12 protein-coding genes and 2 pseudogenes are annotated in these 19,458 nt (G+C 41.0%); 10 read left to right on the top strand and 4 right to left on the bottom strand.

The genetic code is table 11. The features are described 5' to 3' along the window. Window positions 1-20 precede the first annotated feature (20 nt). From susD to BN161_RS03975, 7 genes are all read left to right on the top strand, one after another. Complete coding sequence (gene susD, locus BN161_RS04005; RefSeq protein ID WP_044263320.1) at window positions 21-1,697, top strand: starch-binding outer membrane lipoprotein SusD; 1,677 nt, start codon at window positions 21-23, stop codon at window positions 1,695-1,697. Window positions 1,698-1,736: 39 nt separating this feature from the next. Beyond that, window positions 1,737-2,909, top strand: a complete 1,173-nt coding sequence (locus BN161_RS04000) for a SusF/SusE family outer membrane protein (RefSeq protein WP_007664400.1) — start codon at window positions 1,737-1,739, stop codon at window positions 2,907-2,909. Window positions 2,910-2,944: 35 nt separating this feature from the next. Then, entirely contained in the window at window positions 2,945-4,387 is a 1,443-nt protein-coding gene (locus tag BN161_RS03995) for an Outer membrane protein SusF domain-containing protein (RefSeq protein WP_044263319.1), read from the top strand. Window positions 4,388-4,526: 139 nt separating this feature from the next. Then, on the top strand, window positions 4,527-5,639 hold the full coding sequence (locus tag BN161_RS03990; RefSeq protein ID WP_044263318.1) for a glycoside hydrolase family 53 protein: 1,113 nt from the start codon (window positions 4,527-4,529) through the stop codon (window positions 5,637-5,639). Window positions 5,640-5,709: 70 nt separating this feature from the next. Beyond that, window positions 5,710-7,665, top strand: coding sequence for a glycoside hydrolase family 13 protein (locus BN161_RS03985; protein ID WP_125910746.1), 1,956 nt, complete (start codon window positions 5,710-5,712; stop codon window positions 7,663-7,665). 139 nt (window positions 7,666-7,804) lie between these two features. After that, window positions 7,805-9,772, top strand: a complete 1,968-nt coding sequence (locus BN161_RS03980) for an alpha/beta hydrolase (protein ID WP_044263317.1) — start codon at window positions 7,805-7,807, stop codon at window positions 9,770-9,772. 147 nt (window positions 9,773-9,919) lie between these two features. After that, window positions 9,920-10,351 (top strand): hypothetical protein, encoded by a 432-nt coding sequence (locus BN161_RS03975; RefSeq protein WP_044263316.1) that lies wholly within the window; start codon window positions 9,920-9,922, stop codon window positions 10,349-10,351. Window positions 10,352-10,376: 25 nt separating this feature from the next. Here BN161_RS03975 and BN161_RS03970 read toward each other — a convergent pair. The 3 genes and pseudogenes from BN161_RS03970 to BN161_RS03965 form a co-directional block, all read right to left on the bottom strand. Further along, window positions 10,377-10,615, bottom strand: a pseudogene (locus BN161_RS03970) (hypothetical protein). Window positions 10,616-10,626: 11 nt separating this feature from the next. Next, window positions 10,627-10,728: pseudogene (locus tag BN161_RS28435) on the bottom strand (type II toxin-antitoxin system HigB family toxin); the annotation flags it as partial. Next, window positions 10,719-12,083, bottom strand: coding sequence for an ATP-binding protein (locus BN161_RS03965; RefSeq protein ID WP_044263315.1), 1,365 nt, complete (start codon window positions 12,081-12,083; stop codon window positions 10,719-10,721). The gene BN161_RS03965 and the pseudogene BN161_RS28435, both read right to left, overlap by 10 nt. 481 nt (window positions 12,084-12,564) lie before the next feature. Here BN161_RS03965 and BN161_RS03960 point away from each other — a divergent pair, with 481 nt between their 5' ends. Beyond that, on the top strand, window positions 12,565-15,393 hold the full coding sequence (locus BN161_RS03960; protein WP_044263314.1) for a DUF4961 domain-containing protein: 2,829 nt from the start codon (window positions 12,565-12,567) through the stop codon (window positions 15,391-15,393). Window positions 15,394-15,428: 35 nt separating this feature from the next. Further along, window positions 15,429-17,786 carry an amylo-alpha-1,6-glucosidase gene (locus BN161_RS03955; RefSeq protein WP_044263313.1) on the top strand — a complete coding sequence of 786 codons (2,358 nt, stop codon included), beginning with the start codon at window positions 15,429-15,431 and terminating at the stop codon, window positions 17,784-17,786. A 2-nt stretch (window positions 17,787-17,788) separates the two neighbouring features. On the opposite strand, the gene BN161_RS03950 is transcribed toward BN161_RS03955, so the two are convergent. Next, window positions 17,789-18,772, bottom strand: a complete 984-nt coding sequence (locus tag BN161_RS03950) for a GNAT family N-acetyltransferase (protein ID WP_044263312.1) — start codon at window positions 18,770-18,772, stop codon at window positions 17,789-17,791. A 148-nt stretch (window positions 18,773-18,920) separates the two neighbouring features. On the opposite strand from BN161_RS03950, the gene BN161_RS03945 reads away from it, so the two are divergent. Continuing rightward, window positions 18,921-19,457, top strand: coding sequence for a nitroreductase family protein (locus BN161_RS03945; RefSeq protein ID WP_007214762.1), 537 nt, complete (start codon window positions 18,921-18,923; stop codon window positions 19,455-19,457). Window position 19,458: the final 1 nt, after the last annotated feature.

Genomic DNA, 19,458 nt, shown 5'->3' with positions numbered 1-19,458 from the left:
TCTATTAAATGCATATAAAGATGAAACATATATTTTTGAAAACAGCCCTTGCAGCCCTTCTTATGGGTGGAGTGGCAACGTCGTGTATCAACGACTTGAATATTTCGTCTATTGATCCGCAGTCCAGCTCATCGTATGGAGATATGGAGCTGCTGGCTAAAATTTACAGTACACTGGGTCTGACAGGACAAAAAGGTCCTGCCGGTAGTGGCGATATTAGTAGTGATGAAGGTGAAAGCGGCTTTTACCGTACTACATTCAATTTGCAAGAACTGTGTACCGATGAATGTCTTTGGGCTTGGCAGACTGACGCTGATATTCCTCAAATTACCAATATTGACTGGACGGCTTCATCTGTCCGCGTGCAATGGGCATTCCAGCGTCTGGCTTTTGATGTGACACTTTGTAATTTCTATCTTACTAACACAGAGGATAAAGCAGAAGATCCTGATTATAAACTTTATCGTGCCGAGGTACGTTTCCTACGTGCGCTTCATATGTGGTACTTCCTTGATCTTTGGGGAAAGGCACCTTTCAAAACAACTTATGACATTTATGAGTTGCCGGTAGAGAAAGCTGGTAAAGAACTTTATGATTGGATTGACAAAGAATTGACTGAAATAGAGCCGGATCTTGCCGAAGTGGGTGCATTTAATAATTCTTCCAACTTTGGGCGTGCCGACAAAGGTGCTGCTTATATGCTCCATGCCCGTTTAGCTCTGAACTCTGCTGTTTATACCAAAGGTGCTGTAAAGGACTATCAGAAGGCTATTGACTATTGTGACCTGCTTGATGGAAAATACGAGCTTTCCAAGGCTGAAAAGAATGGCTATACAGGTTATGAACAAGTGTTTATGGCCGACAATGACCAAAACCAGCAAGCCATGAAAGAAATTATTCTGCCTATCCGTCAGGATGGAGCTAAAACAAAAAGTTATAGTGGTGCCAACTATTTGGTAAGTTCTACTCGTATCACCGGAATGCCTTATATGGGTACTTCCAATGGTTGGAGTTGTAACTTCTCCCGTGCGGCTTTAGTTAAGAAGTTCTTCCCTACTATTGAAGATTGTCCGCTTGCTACAGAGAAAGCTCCCGATGGTGCAACGGAGGCTGAAATAATAGCACTTGATGCTGCTGCAGGGACTGCTACCAAAGATGTACAGGAAAAGGCTAACGATCATCGTGCACTCTTCTATTCCGGTTGCGGTGGTGGACTTCGTAAGTTACAGGCTGAACAGATTGCAGGCTTTAACTCCGGTCTTTCTATTGTGAAATGGAGTAATATCCGCACGGATGGTGCAGCGACTTCACACAATGAATTCCCCGATGTGGATATTCCTTTGATACGCTATGCCGAAATGTATCTGACTCGTGCAGAAGCTAAGTTCCGTCTGACAGGTGATCCGCAACAAGCACGTGCTGACATTGAAGTTTTGCGTAGCCGTGCAGGTGCTTCTACTCCTGCTACCATTACCGAACAATATATTATTGATGAATGGTGTCGTGAGTTCTATATGGAAGGTCGTCGTCGTAGTGACTTGATTCGTTTCGGGCTTTTCACTGGTGACAAATATGTTTGGGATTTCAAGGGAGGTGTAGCAGAAGGAAAAAGTGTAGAAGATTTCTTCAACGTATATCCGATTCCGGCTGATGACATCAATGGCAATAAGAACTTGACTCAAAATCCGCGTTATTAATAGAATTTATTATCGAACTACTAAAATCGAAACAATAATATGAAAAAGATACTGTTGGGAATGTTGCTACCCGTTCTTACTTTGGTGTTGGTCACCTCATGTGAGAAGGATATGGATAGCAATCCTACATTCCACGAAAATACTACAGGATTTGTATTGAATATGCCTGCCAACGCAGCCAATAATGTATTGGATTTGCTGACTACTGATGAACTCACTTTTACCACCAGCCAACCTGATTACGGTGGCATACCTTTGAGTACTAACTACGACGTGGAGATTTCTTTTGAAGATTTTACAGCAGAAGAACCTGTGTATAAAGTTGTGACAAGCTCTACTTCTGCTACCATTAAAGTATCTGGTAGTAGATTGAATGATGCTGTAATTACTATGTTTCAGGATGCTAATGAAGGCGTGACATATCCTTCTAATGAAGTGAAAGAACTCTATGTACGTCTACATGCTAACGTTAATGGTATGGACTTGGGGAATTGCTACTCTAATGTTATTAAGATTCAGGTGATAGCTACTTATCAGGCTCCGAGTATAACGTTGCCCGAAGATCTCTATGTATGCGGTTCGAGCATTGGTGCTGCTTGGACAACTTGGAGACCAATGGCGCTTATTAATGGTATGGCTGGTAACTTCTTTACGATAGTTTATCTTCCTAACGATGCCGAATTCAAGTGGGGAACTTATCCTCAACAATGGTTGGGTCATGCTGATTTTAAAACTATTGATGATCAAGCAGGTGCAGATATTTCTGATAATGGTGGCAATGTGAAAGTAAAAAATGGTGGCTGGTATACGCTCTATATTAAGGGTAAGATTAATGGTGAAGCTATTGACTACACGCTGACTCTTTATCCGGCACAACTCTTTATTACTGGTGATCCTAATGGAGGATTTACTCCTGGTACTCCTTCTACTCCGATGGTTGCTCCCGCAGATAACAGTGGTCAGTGGGTGTCTGCTGAATTTGTATCAGGAGGTGAGTTACGTGCTTATGCTCAAGTAGGTGAATTTGACTGGTGGAAAACAGAGTTTACGCTTTTGGATGGCAAGGTTTTCTGGCGTGAGAATGCCAATATAGCCAGCAACTGGAACACTGATATGGGATCCGAATACAGTGTAAATGCCGGAGCGGGACAAAAGCTCTATCTTACTGTAGGTTCTACTGAAGATGGCTTAGATACGGGTGAGGTGAAATAAGCTGAATGATAATCTTATTTAAAAAGAAAAACATTATGAAGAAAAATCAAATACTCGCAGGTCTATTCCTCGCCGGAATAACCTTAGGTGCTTGTACGGACGACTATACGGATTGGGCTAACCCCCAATCCAATTCTCCCGAAGAGGCTGCTGCTAAATATGAAATCAGTTTCGCTGCAGGTGCTGATGCGGTCATAGATATGGATAAGTTTTACAGTACTATTGAAGAGGAAGCACAAAAGACTGATTCTGTGGAAATAGCTGCTCTATCTTCATCGAATTCCGAGGTGGCTTCAATCAAGGTGAACAGTATAAATATCAACGGGGTAACCATCAATGCTGCATTCAAGACAGGGAATATAGTGAAGGTGAATACTCTTGAACTTGATTCTGTGGTTCGCGATGCTTTTTTCAGCCGTGCCCATGTAGAGCGTGTGCTGGATGTGAATATGAATCTTGCCGTTAAATTGAAAAATGGTGAAGCGGTAAACATCTCGGGCACTTCTCAAGCCAAACTTACTCCGATAACTACCCCGGAAGTTTGTGCTGATGGATATGCGTTGATAGGTGATTTTGTTGAAGTGGGCGACTATTGGGATCCTGAACATCCCGTCATTATGAAGGCCGTTGAAGGTAAAGAAGGGATTTATCAAGCTACGATAGAAACTAAGGTTGCAGGTTCTAACTGGTTTAAGATCTATGAATCCTATGATATAGCTGGCGGTTGGGATGCTGCTAATGCCGGGCAGATTGGTTGCCGTGTAAATGGTGACGACAAAACTGAAAACTTTGCTGTTTGGACGGGTGATGTATATAATGTGGAAACTCCTACAATTACAGGAAAAGGGCATTTCGTCATTACATTTGATGCTGTCAACTACACTTATTCGATTACTCCTGCTACTGCTTATCTCTATATGGCCGGTGCTGCAAACGGCTGGAAACAGATTGATGCAATGGCAAGTCCTGAATATGATAATGTCTACAAAGGGTATATGTATCTCAATCAGGAAGGTTTCAAATTCTGTTCAGAGGAAAATTGGAATGGTACTAACTATGGCGCAGACTTCAGCACTGCTGCTGATGCTGCCAATATTATGATGACCGAAGAGGCGGGTTTCTATCAAGTGGTTGTTGATCTGAATGAGAAAACTTATACCCTGACTCCCATTGCGATAGGTATCATTGGTCCTGCTACTCCCAGTGGTTGGGATGCCGATACGGATATGGAATTGGCAGAATACACAGAAGAAGGTAAAGGTACGGTACATTATTGGACTATCACTACTGAATTGAAAGCGGATGAATTAAAATTCCGTGCCAATGATGCTTGGGACATTAGTTGGGGAGGTACTCGCGAAAATCTAACTACCAATAACGGTGCTAATTTGAAGATTGAAACGGCTGGTACGTATACCATCAACCTTTATCCTCTTTGTGAAGGTAAATCTTATTGTACAATTGAAGCTGTTAACTAACTGAGGTTGGCTATAGAATATCTATAGTGATTTTAAAGATCAAGGCTGTTAGGTATTTTGATAAAGATCCTCTTTCTCATAATTGAAAAAATGGGGAAGAGGATTTTGTTTTTCCATTGAAGTCATAAATAATGTCGTTATGAAGAATTTTAGATTAATTTTTGTTATCTCATTCTTGCTAACTTTATGTGTCGAAACTCATGCTCAACAATGTCTTTTGGGTGGTGATATTTCTTTGTTGCCAAGTTACGAGGAGGCAGGAACTGTGTATCGTGATGAGAAAGGAAGAGTTGTAAAACCTCTTGAATATTTTAAAGAACAAGGTTGGAATGCTATCCGTGTCCGTCTTTTTGTTGACCCTTCTAAAGCCTCTGCTGAGCACAAAGGTGAAGGTGTGTGTCAAGATTTGAATTATGTAACTAAATTTGGACAGCAGATAAAAAAAGAGGGTTTTCAATTTATGCTTGATTTTCATTATTCTGATACATGGGCTGATCCTGGCAAGCAATTTATGCCTGACAGATGGAAGAATGTCAATGTGGCTTCTTTGCCAGATAGCATATATGAATATACTAAGAATAGTCTTGAGCATATGGTGAAAGAAGGAGCGTCCCCTGACTTGATACAAGTGGGTAATGAGATAACCAATGGAATGTTATGGCCAGTAGCAAAAGTGGATCCGCTTGGAATGGAAAATTGGGATTTGTTTGTTAAACTTTTGGAAAGTGGTGCTAAGGCTTGTCGTGAAATTTGTCCCAAAGCAAAAATAATCATACATACAGAGAAAGCAGGTGAATGGAATAAAACTAAAACTTATTACAATCATTTACGGCAACTTGATTACGATGTCATTGGGCTTAGTTATTATCCTATGTGGCATAAGGCTGTAGGGGTACTTGCTGCTACGCTTGATTCTCTTGCTATAGAATTTCCGGACAAGGAGGTGATGGTAGTTGAGGCTGCTGCCTACTATTCCCACGAGAATGATCAATGGGCAAAAAGTGCAGATGAACACTCTGAATTCTATCCTATTACTGTCGAGGGGCAACGTATATTTACTCATGAGCTGGTAGCTGAACTACGTCGTCATACCAATGTAACGGGACTGTTTTGGTGGTTTCCCGAAGAAAATGCTTGTGGCAATACCGTAACTAAGGGATGGATTAACCGTGGACTTTTTGATAATCATACAGGGAAGGTACTTCCAGCAATGAAAGAGCTTCATTTCTTTATACAACCGATTACTCGTTGATTTGAATTTTTCTTATTCCTTATTAGTGGATCATTATGTTTTGTAATAGTATCTTTAAACTTTATGTATCATGAAAATTAGAACTTTATTTTTATTTCTTGTTTTATTGTTATGCCAATCGGGATTTGCTAAACAAATAGTGCCGTTAGGGAGGCTCATTGAATATCCTGAGCTTGAATCTTCTATTATACCTTTGCATGATATTTTTGTTGGGATTTCTGCAGGTTCTTCTGACAAGAAGAGTGAGAAGATTGATAAGATAGAACCTGCTTTTTGGTGGTGTGGTATGAAGAATACTCGCTTACAGTTGATGGTATACGGCTTGAATATAGCAGCATATAAACCTGAAATTAATTATCCGGGAGTTGTTTTAAAGGAAGTGTGTCCAATGGAAAGTCCAAACTATTTGGTTTTGTATTTGGATGTGAAAGATGCGGTGCCAGGTAAATTTCAAATAGAATTTATTAAGGGTAAGCGTAAACTGAATTGTACTTATGAATTGAAAGAACGCCAGCGTAGCAGTGAAGATAAGATTGGCTTTAATTCTTCTGATGTTGTATATTTATTAATGCCGGACCGTTTTGCTAATGGTGATGAAAGCAATGACAATATACAGATGAGGCATCCTTATGAGGTAAACCGTAAGGATGTGAATGCTCGTCATGGCGGGGATTTAGCCGGTATCATGCAACATCTTGATTATTTAGATAGTTTAGGTGTTACAGCAATCTGGACGACTCCTGTCTTGGAAAATGATATGGGTGAAGGCTCTTATCATGGTTATGCTGCAACCGATTACTATAAAATAGATCCTCGTTTGGGAACTAATGAGGATTACGTCCGTTTGGCAGAACTCATGCATCAACGTGGCCTGAAACTGATAATGGATATGGTTTTTAATCATTGTGGAACCAATCATCCTTGGTTGCTCGATCCACCGATGCACAATTGGTTTAATAATTCGCATAAATATGTTGAGACCAATCATAATAAAACTGTATTTTTTGATCCTTATGCTTCGGATATAGATAAACAGGAATTAACGGATGGGTGGTTCGTACCTACAATGCCCGATTTGAATCAGAGGAATCGTTTTGTTGCTGATTATTTGATTCAGAATTCAATTTGGTGGATTGAATATGCTGATTTGGACGGTATTCGTCAAGATACATATGTATATCCGGATCCGGATATGATGGTACGTTGGTGTAAAGAAGTTTTTGAGGAGTATCCAAATTTTAATATTGTGGGTGAAGTAATGGTTCCTAATAACCCTGTCGGTACTGCATATTGGCAGCAAAACAGCATAGTAAATGGGAAAGCTAATACAAGACTGAAATCAGTGATGGATTTTCGTTTAAGGACAATAGCAGCTGACGTTTTCCATGAAAAAACATCTTGGAATACCGGTCTGCAACTTCTTTTTGAACATTTTGCTTATGATTTTTGCTATCCTGATATTAATAATGTGATGCGTCTGCTTGAGAATCATGATACGGATCGTTTTTTATTGGAAGATCCGGAAAATTTGAATGCATATAAACAGGCGGTTACCATGTTGTTGACAATTCCTGGTATTCCACAATTATATTATGGACAGGAATTATTAATGACTGGTAGTACAAAGGAAGATTTTGGATATGTACGTCCGGATATGCCGGGAGGTTGGAATGGAGATGAAATTAGTGTTTTTCAAGAAAGTGGGAGAACGGCTATGCAACAGGAAGCTTTCAATTTTATGAAAAAAATGCTGCATTGGCGTAAAGGAAATGATGCTATATCTAAAGGCAAAATGAAGCATTTCATGCCTCGTAGCAATGTATATGTGTATGAGCGTTCTTATAATGGCAAGAGCATACTGGTTATAATGAACGGAGTTAACAAGGAAGTTGACTTGGATTTAACGTTTTATAAAGAGGTTATAGGAGATAGAACTAATTCGAAGAATGTGTTGACGGATAGTAATGTGCCATTAGGAAAAAAACTTCATTTACAGCCAAAAGAAGTGCTTGTGCTTGAATTATGATATTGGAGATTAATGCTTGGTAAGTTAGTGATTTGTTTAGGAACAGACAATATTAGAGATAATGGTATGTTTAATAACATTCTAAATTGTATTAGTGACAGCTTGTAAGTGCATTGGTCATGGATAAATATGTAATACAATGAAAATGAGATTTCTTTTTATAGCATTTGCTCTGCTGCTATGTCATTATGGTATTGCGCAGCAAACCGTTTCTTTAGGACAACTTGTAGAGTATCCTGGCTTTAACTCTTCAATTGTCACCCCGCGTGATGTCTTTGTTTGGCTACCTTCTGATTATTCTCCAAAAGAGAAGTATGATGTTCTTTATATGCATGATGGTCAAATGCTGTTTGATGCGAATACTACTTGGAATAAACAAGAGTGGGGGATTGATGAAGTTGTAGGAAAACTCCTGAATGAAAAGAAGATCAAACCCTGTATTGTTGTAGGAGTGGCAAACATCCCGGAAACGAGATATGCAGACTACTTTCCTCAAAAAGCATTGAAGAACTTACCGGATAGTGTGGTTCCGGGTGATGTGGGTTTTAATGCGGATAACTATCTTCGTTTTTTGGTGGAAGAAGTTAAGCCTTTTATTGATAAAAAGTATTCCACGAATAAAAGTGTTGAGCATACCTTTGTGATGGGCTCTAGTATGGGCGGCTTAATTTCACTATATGCACTTTGTGAATATCCGGAAGTGTTTGGAGGAGCTGCTTGTATGTCAACTCATGTCCCTATGATATTAAGTAATGAACTCTCTAAAGAAAAAGCGGACCAATGGTCGGAAGCTTTTCGGAATTATCTGGATAAGAATCTCCCAAAGGCTAACAGCCGTATGATTTATATGGATAGGGGAGATGCCACTTTAGATGCTTATTATCCTCCTTATCAAGATAAACTGGATAGTCTGATGGCGAGGAAGGGTTGGAAGACCCCCATGTGGATATCTAAGGTTTTTCCGGGAGCTGGACATACGGAGGAAGATTGGAATAAGCGTTTGGATAATCCGTTGATGTTTCTTTTGGGAAGTGAAAAGAAGAGTGCTATCTATGATAATTATGATAAGAATCTTTCACCTCATGATTATTTGATATCTAAATTTAAGGAAGCAGACATTGTTTTGTTAGCTGAAGATCATGGGGTGAAAGAGAATTTGGATTTTGTTCGCAACATGATACCTAAATTGTATGAGAATGGTATTTATATGTTAGGAATGGAGTTCGGGGCATACGAGGATCAAAGACAATTAGATTCATTGATAAATGCGCCAGAGTATGATGAACAGTTGGCTCGTCAGTTGATGTTTAATTATAATACCCGATGGGCTATCGTCGAGTATATGAGTATTTATAAGGCTGCATGGGAGTGGAATCGTTCGTTACCCGAACAAGCGAGAAGGTTCCGTATTTTGAATATCAGTTATCGGTATAATTGGGAAGCGTTTGAAAAGGTGAGAACACCGGAAAATATGAAAAAAGTTTTTCCTTTGGGGAATACGGAGGATTTCAGATGTGCACTTTTAGAACGTGAAGTGCTGTCTTGCCATGAGAAAATATTGGTTTTGACAGGGACAATTCATGCATTTACATCCTATCGTTTTCCTTATTATGATTATACTTCTCCTGATTTTGTGCGCTATGAAAAGCGCTTCTTAGGAAATTTACTCTATTCAAAATATAATACGAAAGTAGTTTCTGTGGCTTTACATCAACCTTTCTTTAATTATCCAAATCATCAGCCTGCATTGGTTTCTCCAGCGGCAGGAAAATTGGAAGTGATAATGAGCAGGCACAACAATAAACCTGTTGGTTTTGATTTGAAGGAGTCGCTTATAGGAGAATTACGTGATCATAGTTACTATTCAATGGGGTATATAGACTTTACTTTAGCTGATTTATTTGATGGGTATATATTTCTTAAACCTATAAAGGAATTATCTTCCTGCACTATTGACTATAAATTTATGAATGATGGAAATTGGGAAGAGGCTGTTCGTAATAGCCCTGATCCGGATTGGCATCCGCGTCCACAGAACCAAAAGCAGTACTGGGAGACAGTGACAAAATTCATGGATATTAAAAAGAGGTATGAAAACGTCCAATGAAGTGGAAAGTAGACTGCTAATAGAAAAACAATACTATATTCTATAAGTACAACAATACTATTTTTATAGCACTTTCTTGCTTATAGAATGCAGTATTTCAGTTTTTAGGTATTTACTATATAGTAGAAACCTAAAAATGTATGACTTATGAAAAACTTATTATTTTTTGCCTCTTTATGTTTAGCAATTTTGTGTACAGGGTGTAGTAGTGATAAAAATAATGATAGAGCAGAGGATTGTTCTGGTGTTAATTGTACTGACGAGTTTTGCAATATTGGAGTTAAAATGAAATATGAAGATGGTACACCTGTCGTATTGGATAATTATGAAGTTATAGAAGTTGCTACAGGAAAAGTGCGGGATGTTCCTAATTGGGGAGAAGAATTTCATACATATACCATTGCTTCAGATCTTGATAGAGAAGAATTTGCAGGAAAAGAGATTGAGTTGCAGCTTGTTGGTAAAATAGGAGAAAAAATAGTAGTTACTGAAAACTATGTTGTTTCAGCAAACTGTTGCCATACTTATTTAGTAAAGGGCGATAAGGAGGTTGTAGTAAAGGATAAGGAGCTTAAGTAGGTTTAAGGGCGGCCATAGCCCTTCCTTAAAATCCTAACATTGCAGCTGGAGGAATGTTCAGTACCCGGCAAAGTAATCTAGTTCAGCAACCGTAGGCTTTTCTATTGGGTAATGTTCCTTTTCGTAAGCAATCACTATATCAGACATAACGGTGAGTTCCACTGCATTCTTATCGTTTGCAGGGGTATTATCATCAACCAATGGTAGAAGCTCCTCCACTCTTGCTAATGCAAACTCGTATTGTTCTTTTGTTACTTTATTCATAATCCTATATCTTAAATGGTTGAACAATCTATTTTATCATATTCTTTATGAGTACCTATCCAACGGACAAATATATATCCTATCGTAAATTTTATAACTACCACTAACCGATGACATCAATAATTTCTTGTGGCATTATCACCAGAGCATCATTTCCGTGAACGGGCTTTTGCTTGAGGAATAACACCGGAACAATTTCCTGCCCTTTCAGGAACGGAAGCTTACGGGCTTTGCTCGTAAGTTCGTAGATGAGCCGGTCCGCATCTTCCTCTTCCGTCCATTTACATTCTCCGACCAGCAATTTTTTTCTGTCCATACTTTCCGCCACGACATCCAGTTCGATAGCTTCGTCTCTTGACACGTTGCCCCACCAGCGTCCCGCAAGATTATACATTTCTCCGTCAATCACTCCACCACTGACCGCTTGGCGGCATAGTTTTTCCCACCAGGCGGATACATAGCGGGAGAATTGCGATCGGATGGCATCTGTTACGAAGGCGGCACGTCCCAGTTCAATTAAGGAACGATTGGGGACCACAAAGTGAAAGTAGAAATCCATAAACGGGTTACTTACTTTATACAAACTCTTCTTGCTGTTCTTCGGATTTTCACCGAAAGGTATTTCCCGCTCGATGAAATCCAATTGGCGTAGCTTCTCCAACGGACCGGATAAATGAGTAGCGGGCTTTTCCAGCCGTGCCGCTATTTCGGATAATCGATTGGCACCGCCTCCAATCACGGAAAGCAAGGTAGATGCCTGAATTACATCCCGCATATCATCCATGAATAGACGTATAGGTTCTTCATAAAGCGTTCCCAACGGATTGAGTATGTCGTAAGCAATGGATTTCTGCAAGCCGTCATTCTGCAACCGGAGTTCCCAATAACGAGGTACACCGCCCCATACGGCATATTCCTCTATTGTGCTGACAGCATCCGAATGTAATACTTCCTGCAAATACTTTATATGTATGGGAGAAAGTTTCAGCATCTGGTCCGCACGACCGTAAAGAGGGGCACTTCCATCCAATATCAGTCCTTGCATTAACTGCTGGGAAGAACCGCAAATAATCAGGTTGTACTTTAAACTACGAGAGTCTATCAGCCTTTGCAACAGGGCAGGAAGTTCAGGAGAACTTTTAACTAAATAGGGGAACTCGTCCAAGCAGAGAGTGAAACGTTTCTGGGTCCGATGATTGAGTGCTGTCAACAGGGCTTGCCAATCGGGATAGATCACTTTGTCGAAGTCTGGAAATACCAGACCGACCTCTTTTGCCAACAAACTGATTTGGTAGGCACGCTCCGTTTGGTCTGCCATATAGTACACATCATTCGGAGTTATCACCTTTTTAATTAAAGTTGATTTTCCGAGCCTACGCCTGCCATATACCACGATAAAAGTAGGCTTTTCACTGTTCAATGTCTTAATCAGACGTTGCTGTTCCTCTATTCTATCAACAAATTCCATAGCTGCAAATATTATGTGATACAAAAATAATGTTTCTACTCCATAATAACAAAACTATTACTTGATTTCTTTTTTCCGTTCTCTTTCAAGGCGACCACATCAAAATGAAATTCATAACGTCCTATAATGAGTTGACTGCAACTTGTTATTTGCATTAATAATTTTTTAATCGTATTAAAAATTAAAAGCTGCATAGCTCATAGGTCGTAACAACTTGCAAGTTTGCAAGTTTCGCAGAGCTCTGCTTTTTTTCTCACTTGGAAAAAAATATTTCTCTAATAAAACCGACGAAACCCACCAAATCCCATAAGCTGATTTCCGGTCCGTTATATCTTTGCCGACAGAAACCAGCTGATCAGGAATGTATGCTTTGATTCATGCAACCGTTTGCACTACTTCTTTCCCAGCTTCTGTTTCAAGTACTTGATAATCCGGGATAACTGGTGTACTTTTGAGCCATTAACCAATAAATTGATACCGAATGAGAAGACTTTACTCCTTATTTATTTGTTTGCTGGCAGTGGTTGCCATGCAAGCGCAAATAGTAACCACTACTCCGGCTTTCCCGACGGAGAATGATGAAGTCACCATTATTTTTGATGCAACGAAAGGTACGGCTGGGCTGAAAGGTTTTACCGGTGATGTGTATGCGCATACAGGGGTGACAATTGGGGGCACAGCTTGGCAATATGCTCCGACATGGGGAGATAACTCAGCGAAATATAAAATGACTTCACTGGGAAATGATAAATGGCAATTAAAGCTAACTCCCAGTATTCGTGAATATTATGGCGTTAAGAGTGGTGAAACTGTAACGCAGTTAGCTTTTGTGTTTCGTAGTGCCGATAAATCGAAAGAAGGAAAAGAAACAGGTGGCAAAGATATATTTGTAGATGTACATGTCGCTGGCTTAACAGTTCGCTTTGACCAACCTGCTGAAAAAGAAAATATACTTGTTGGTACACCCTTTACAATTGAAGCTTCTGCCTCTGCGGCTTCCGATTTGAAACTTTATGTAAATGCGGACGAAATAGCTACAGCAACTAATACTACTACTATTTCCCAATCTTATACATTCTCAACTGCCGGAAGCTATACTTTGAAAATAGAGGCTACTGCTAATGGTAAAACAGAATCCGCTACACAAGATGTGACAGTACTGAATGGAACAAGTACTTCGGAAACGATGCCTAAGGGAGTACGTCCCGGTATTAACTATGTCAGTGATACGGAAGTAACTTTGGTGTTGCAGGCTCCGGGTAAAAAGTATGTATATGTGGTAGGTGACTTTAATGATTGGATGCCTAAAGCAGACTATCAGCTGAAACAAGACAGTGAATATTTCTGGATAACTCTTTCAGGATTGACTAAAGGAGAAGAATATGCTTTCCAATATTTGGTAGATGGTTCTATTTATGTGGCAGACCCATATACAGATAAAGTTTTGGATCCTTGGAATGACCAGTATATTGAGAGTACGACATATCCGAATTTGAAAGCCTATCCGACCGGAAAGGCAGAAGGTATTGTTTCCGTCCTGCAAACAGGACAGGCTGCTTATAACTGGAAAGTGAAGAACTTTGAGCGCCCTGCTTCTGAAAAGTTGGTTATTTACGAAATGTTGATTCGTGACTTTACCGAGGAACATACCTTCAATGCTGCGAAAGAAAAACTGGAGTACTTGAAGAATCTGGGAGTAAATGCAATCGAACTGATGCCTGTTAATGAGTTTGAAGGAAACACGAGTTGGGGGTATAATCCTTCATTCTATTTTGCCGTAGATAAGTATTACGGTACAAAAAATGATTTAAGAGCTTTTGTAGATGAATGTCACGGTCAAGGGATGGCTGTTATTATCGACCTTGTGCTGAATCATAGCTTTGGCCAGTCTCCTTTCTATCTTTTGTATAAAGATGCGGATGGAAGGCCCTCTGCTGATAATCCGTGGTATAATCAAGAATCAAATATTAAGAATCCAAGTCTTTCATGGGGATATGATTTCAATCATGATAGTGAATATACCCGAGCTTTGGTGGATAGTGTAGCCGGCTTCTGGATGTCGGAATACAAAATTGACGGTTTCCGTTATGACTTTACGAAAGGGTTCTCTAATACTTCTTATGGAGAGAATGATTGGGCAAATGGACCGGATAATGCACGTATTGCCAATCTGAAACGTATGTCGGCTGCCGTACAGGAACGGCAACCGGGTGCTTATGTTATTTTTGAACATTTGGCAGCTACCAGTGAAGAAAAGCAGTTAGGAGATGCAGGCATCTTGCTATGGCGTAATAAAAATGAAGCATATTGTGAAACTGCTATGGGATGGAGTGGCTCAAAAACCGATTTTTCTGGTTTGTTTGCAGGGACATCCGGTATGCCTGCTGGTAGCTTAGTAGGATATATGGAAAGTCATGATGAAGAACGTACAGGGTTTAAAGCCTGGAAATGGGGAAATTCCGGAGTAATAGCATCAACTACGAGTACAAATACCGGAATGAGCCCTGCAACAGGAAGTAATATTAATCTCTCTACCCGCACCAAACGTTTAGCCACTAATGCGGCCTTCTTCCTTACCGTACCCGGACCGAAGATGATCTGGCAATTTGGTGAGTTAGGATATGATTTCTCAATAAATAACAATAGCGATGGTTCTAAATATGATGATCAGGGCGGTTTTCGTACTGACCCCAAACCAATACGTTGGGACTACTTTGAAGATGCTGATCGAAAGAAATTGTATGAGACGTATGCTGCTCTTTTAGATTTACGTCATTCCTATCCTGAACTGTTTGCTTCAAGTACTACATTTAGCTGGAAAGTAGGTACTGCTAACTGGGACAATGGACGTACTTTGTCGGCTACTTCCATTGACGGCAAGTCTCTTGTAGTTGTTGGCAACTTTGCGCTGGCAGATAAGAACTTTTCTGTAACTTTCCAGGAAACAGGTACATGGTATGAGTTACTGAAAGACAATGAGCCTTTGAGTGTATCAAGCACTACGCAAACTATTGCTGTTCCTGCCCATGAATTCCGTCTCTTTACTAACTTTAAACCAACTCTGACAGGTATTGAGACCACTGCTCCTGATACCGAAAAACCTTTAATATATTACAATAGAGGTATAGATACTTTGGTGCTGCCTGCCGGAGAAGCTAAACGCGTAGAAGTATATTCTGTGAATGGAATGCTGGTGATGACACAGGAAAAATGTACTTCTGTCGGTTTGTCTGTTTTGCCTGTTGGTTATTATATGGCACGGGCTTATATGGAAGATGGCAGAGTACAGGTTTGCAAAATAATGAAATAGATTAGGTACGATAAAATAGGTTAGTTGCTGTAAATATGATCAACAACAAAGTGAATTTATGCTTTTCGAAGAAAGCTGCGGGTATATTACTCGCAGCTACTTCTTTTTTAGTGATGGCTTGTAGTGGAAATGTAAAGGAGTTATCTCCGCTAAGTACGCACGAATTAGGCATTGCCATACCTGACGACCAGTCGCGTGAATATTCTTATACAGACAAAAATGGAGGTTTCTATTATGGAATGACCTCTACAGATGATTGGGGAGATTGGTATGCAGGCTGGAATATTTATGCCAAACGCATCTTTGCCGATTACCGCTTGTATGTGGATGGAGAAAGATTGCTTCGGGAAAATGCCTGTACGTCGGTGTATCCTGACAAATTAGTTCGCCGATATGAAAAGGCTGTGGAAACATTCTGTCTGGTGGATGAACCGAAGCTGCTGTATGTTCGTATGGATAGCGTACAAGGGAAGCGGATCTCATTCATGCTGATGGGGGAAAATGTGGTGGATGCACGGAAGGATGGAAATTCTGTACTCTATACAACGAAAGAGTCACCGGAAAATGTAATATGTATAGCACCCGTAACGGAGGCAGGTATTGAATTTGCAGATAATCTGATAACTGTTCCGGTTGCTGCAGGTGGTTTCTTGATTGCTTTTGGTACGGAAGAAGATAGCCGGCAAGCAATAGACGGTTTCCGTAAAGAAGGAGAGAAGTGGTTGGCTGCACGTAGTCAGCGTATTCAATCCTTACTGGACCATAATCCTTTAAAGACCAATCTGGATTCTTTGGATCATGCCCTTGCCTGGATTATGCTTACCAATGATCAGTTGATCACTCATCAGCACGGTGGTTATGGTATGTATGCCGGTTTACCCTGGTTCACGGACTTCTGGGGGCGGGATATGTTTATTTCTATGCCGGGTGCAGTGTTTTGTACAGGGCAGTTTGATACGGCACGTGATATTCTTGCGTCATTTGCACGTTATCAGGATACCATTTCCACATCTCCTACTTACGGACGTGTACCTAATCGTCTGAATCTGGAAGGTATTCTTTATAATACCACTGACGGAACCCCTCGTTTCGTTATGCAGGTGCACGATTATCTGAAATATACGGGTGACACCGCCTTCGTGAAAGAAATTTATCCTTCAGTGAAGATTGCTACGGATGCTTCTCTTCGTCTGTATACGGACGAGAAAGGGTATCTTACCCATGCGGATGCGGATACCTGGATGGATGCCAAGCGGCAGAGTAAGTATCCCTGTTCACCACGTGGCAATCGTGCTGTGGATGTGCAGGCATTGTGGTATACCCAATTGATGAATGCCTCGGATCTTGCCCGCTATATGAACCGTGAGGAAGATGCCCAGCGTTGGAATCTTGCCGCGGAGCGTCTCCGTTCAAATTTTGAACAGGACTTTGTAGACACAGCCGCCCAGTCAATCTATGATCATCTGAATACAGATGGAAGTGGAGATGCGCAATTCCGCCCCAATGCTATCTATGCGTTGGATCTGGTTTCTGATCCTGACTTGAAGATGCATGAGACAAAAGAAGTTTGGGAACGTCTGGTATATCCGTGGGGAGTGTCTTCACTCGATCAGTCCGACGAACAGTTCCATCCTTATCATGAGCAATGGTATCGTTATCATAAAGATGATGCTTATCATAATGGCACGATATGGCTTTGGAATAATGGTATGGCCATGCAGCGGATGATAGAAAACGGACAAGCTGACATCGCGTATACTTTGTTCAGGAACATGAACCGCCAGGCACTTGCGGAAGGTGCTGTCGGCAGTTTATCAGAGAATGCGGATGCATGGCCACGTGCCGGACAGACATGGGTACGTCGAAGTGGAACTTTCCTGCAGGCGTGGAGTAATAGCGAGCATATCCGCGTGTGGAACCAATACTTCCTGGGAATTCGTCCTGATATGCTCAATCATTCCATAACCATTGATCCGCAGCTTCCTTCTGAATTGAAGGTAGTGGACAGTCGGGTAAATATAGGAGATGGTACATTACGTATGATTATTGCTAAAAATGATGCTAGCGGAACTTACCGCTATGAATGGACCGGTACCCCCGTAACTCTCAAACTGGATATCGATTCTTATCAGACATTGGATGTTCCGGTTTCAACAGATCACTCGGTAAGTATCAGGACAGAGGGAGCACGTATGACAGTGGATGTCTCTGATGCCTCCGGTAAGAAGACAGCCAATTACGTAGCAGAACGGGATGCACTCAAGCAGGAACAGAAGAAACAACAAGATGATTATTTCATGGATACTCATTTTGCAAAGCCTTCTTACAGAGAAAATATGAAGAGTATGTCCCGTTACTTTGATCCGCCATTGACGTATCAGAGTGTGGAATAATTCTATTCGTAAATCTTATTCAACAATTTGTTCAGCCACTCCCAGCGGAAAAGAAACCAGCGACGGGTACTGCTTTGTTTACCGCCGAAGCGTAAGACAAATTCGCGGTAACCATGCTTGCGGAAGGGGAGACCGACATCCATAAATTCAAGGTGACGGTATCCCCGCAGCTTGGCATCGAACAGAGCATACCATACGGCAAGTATACCCGGGTATTGAAGGGCGTACGTCTTGCGCATACCACCGGAGAACCAAAGGTAAGCATTGTCTTCGGAATAGATGCAGGCACTGCCGCCTATTATTTTATCTTTGTAAGTGACAATGAATATTTTGCTTTGTTCTCCTTTCATCATTTCTTCTTCCATGCGTAGGAAGAACACTCTGCTGGGGAAATGACGGCGTATTTTAGAAGAATAGACATGGTGCAGCATCTGGGAGAATGCATGCACTTCCTCCGGAGTATGAGCTTCCTTTACTTCTGCACCATTTTTTAATCCTTTTTTGATTTGCCGGATGCGCGAGGGACTGAAGCGGCTTTCTACATGCTCAATGCTATGTAATGAATTACGTACCCGTAGCCAGTTTATGGCGAAGTAATGGTTTTTGCGGAAAGATTTATAACCGAACAGGGAGTTTTCCAGATTACGGAATTCAATAAGGAATGCCTCCCGTAATGCTTCAGCCGTTAACCGTTGCAACATCTCACCAAAGACAAACTCCTTGTCAACAGTTTCATCAAAATACTCTCCTGTGCCATAAACCTCACATCGCTTGATAATGGCGGGCGGGAACAGACGGGCACTCTTTCGTACTGCTGCCAATAGCTTGGCGACAGGCTTTTCGGCTTCTGATGCAACAATGAGAAGGGGCGTATAACCCGGGGTTGCTTCGTAGATATGAAACAACTCGATGGAGTGAAATGTATTATTGCCCGGCAGTTCCGGGATGTCACTCCCGTGGTAATATGTCGTCAGTTTCAAAGGCATTGACTGCAAATTTAGAAAATAATCTTGTATCTTTGCGTTCCTAAACGATAATTTAGCTACGGGCTACAAGCTACGAGTAGCTGCGCTATTATACCGAATGGCACTCGTAGCCCGTAGCTTGTAGCTCGTAACTAATAAAATATGATATATGGAAAATTTCAGTGAATTGCTAAAAGTTCGCCGCAGTATGCGGAAATTTACGGATGAAGAGTTGACGCAGGAAGAGGTGGTTACCCTGATGAAAGCTGCGCTGATGTCACCCACTTCCAAGCGGACAAATGCATGGCAGTTTATTATGGTGGACGATAAGGAGTTGCTTGAAAAACTATCACATTGCAAGGCGCAAGCGTCGCAATTTATTGCTGATGCACCGTTGGCAATTGTAGTAACGGCTGATCCGTTAGTGAGTGATGTGTGGATTGAAGATGCTTCCATTGCTTCGATTATTATACAATTACAGGCAGAAGATATGGGCTTAGGCAGCTGCTGGGTGCAGGTGCGCGAACGTTTCACCGCTTCTGGTATGCCGTCCGATGAATATGTGCGCGAAGTGCTCGATATTCCCTTACAACTGCAAGTGCTCAGTGTCGTTGCTATCGGACACAAAGGCATGGAACGTAAGCCTTTCAGTGAAGAACATCTGCAATGGGAAAAAGTTCATATCAATAAATACGGAGGAAAGTAAC

Source organism: Bacteroides timonensis, assembly GCF_000513195.1.
Lineage (GTDB): Bacteria > Bacteroidota > Bacteroidia > Bacteroidales > Bacteroidaceae > Bacteroides > Bacteroides timonensis.
The sequence above is the reverse complement of the archived record's forward strand: the minus strand, read 5'-3'. Positions and strand labels throughout refer to the sequence as shown.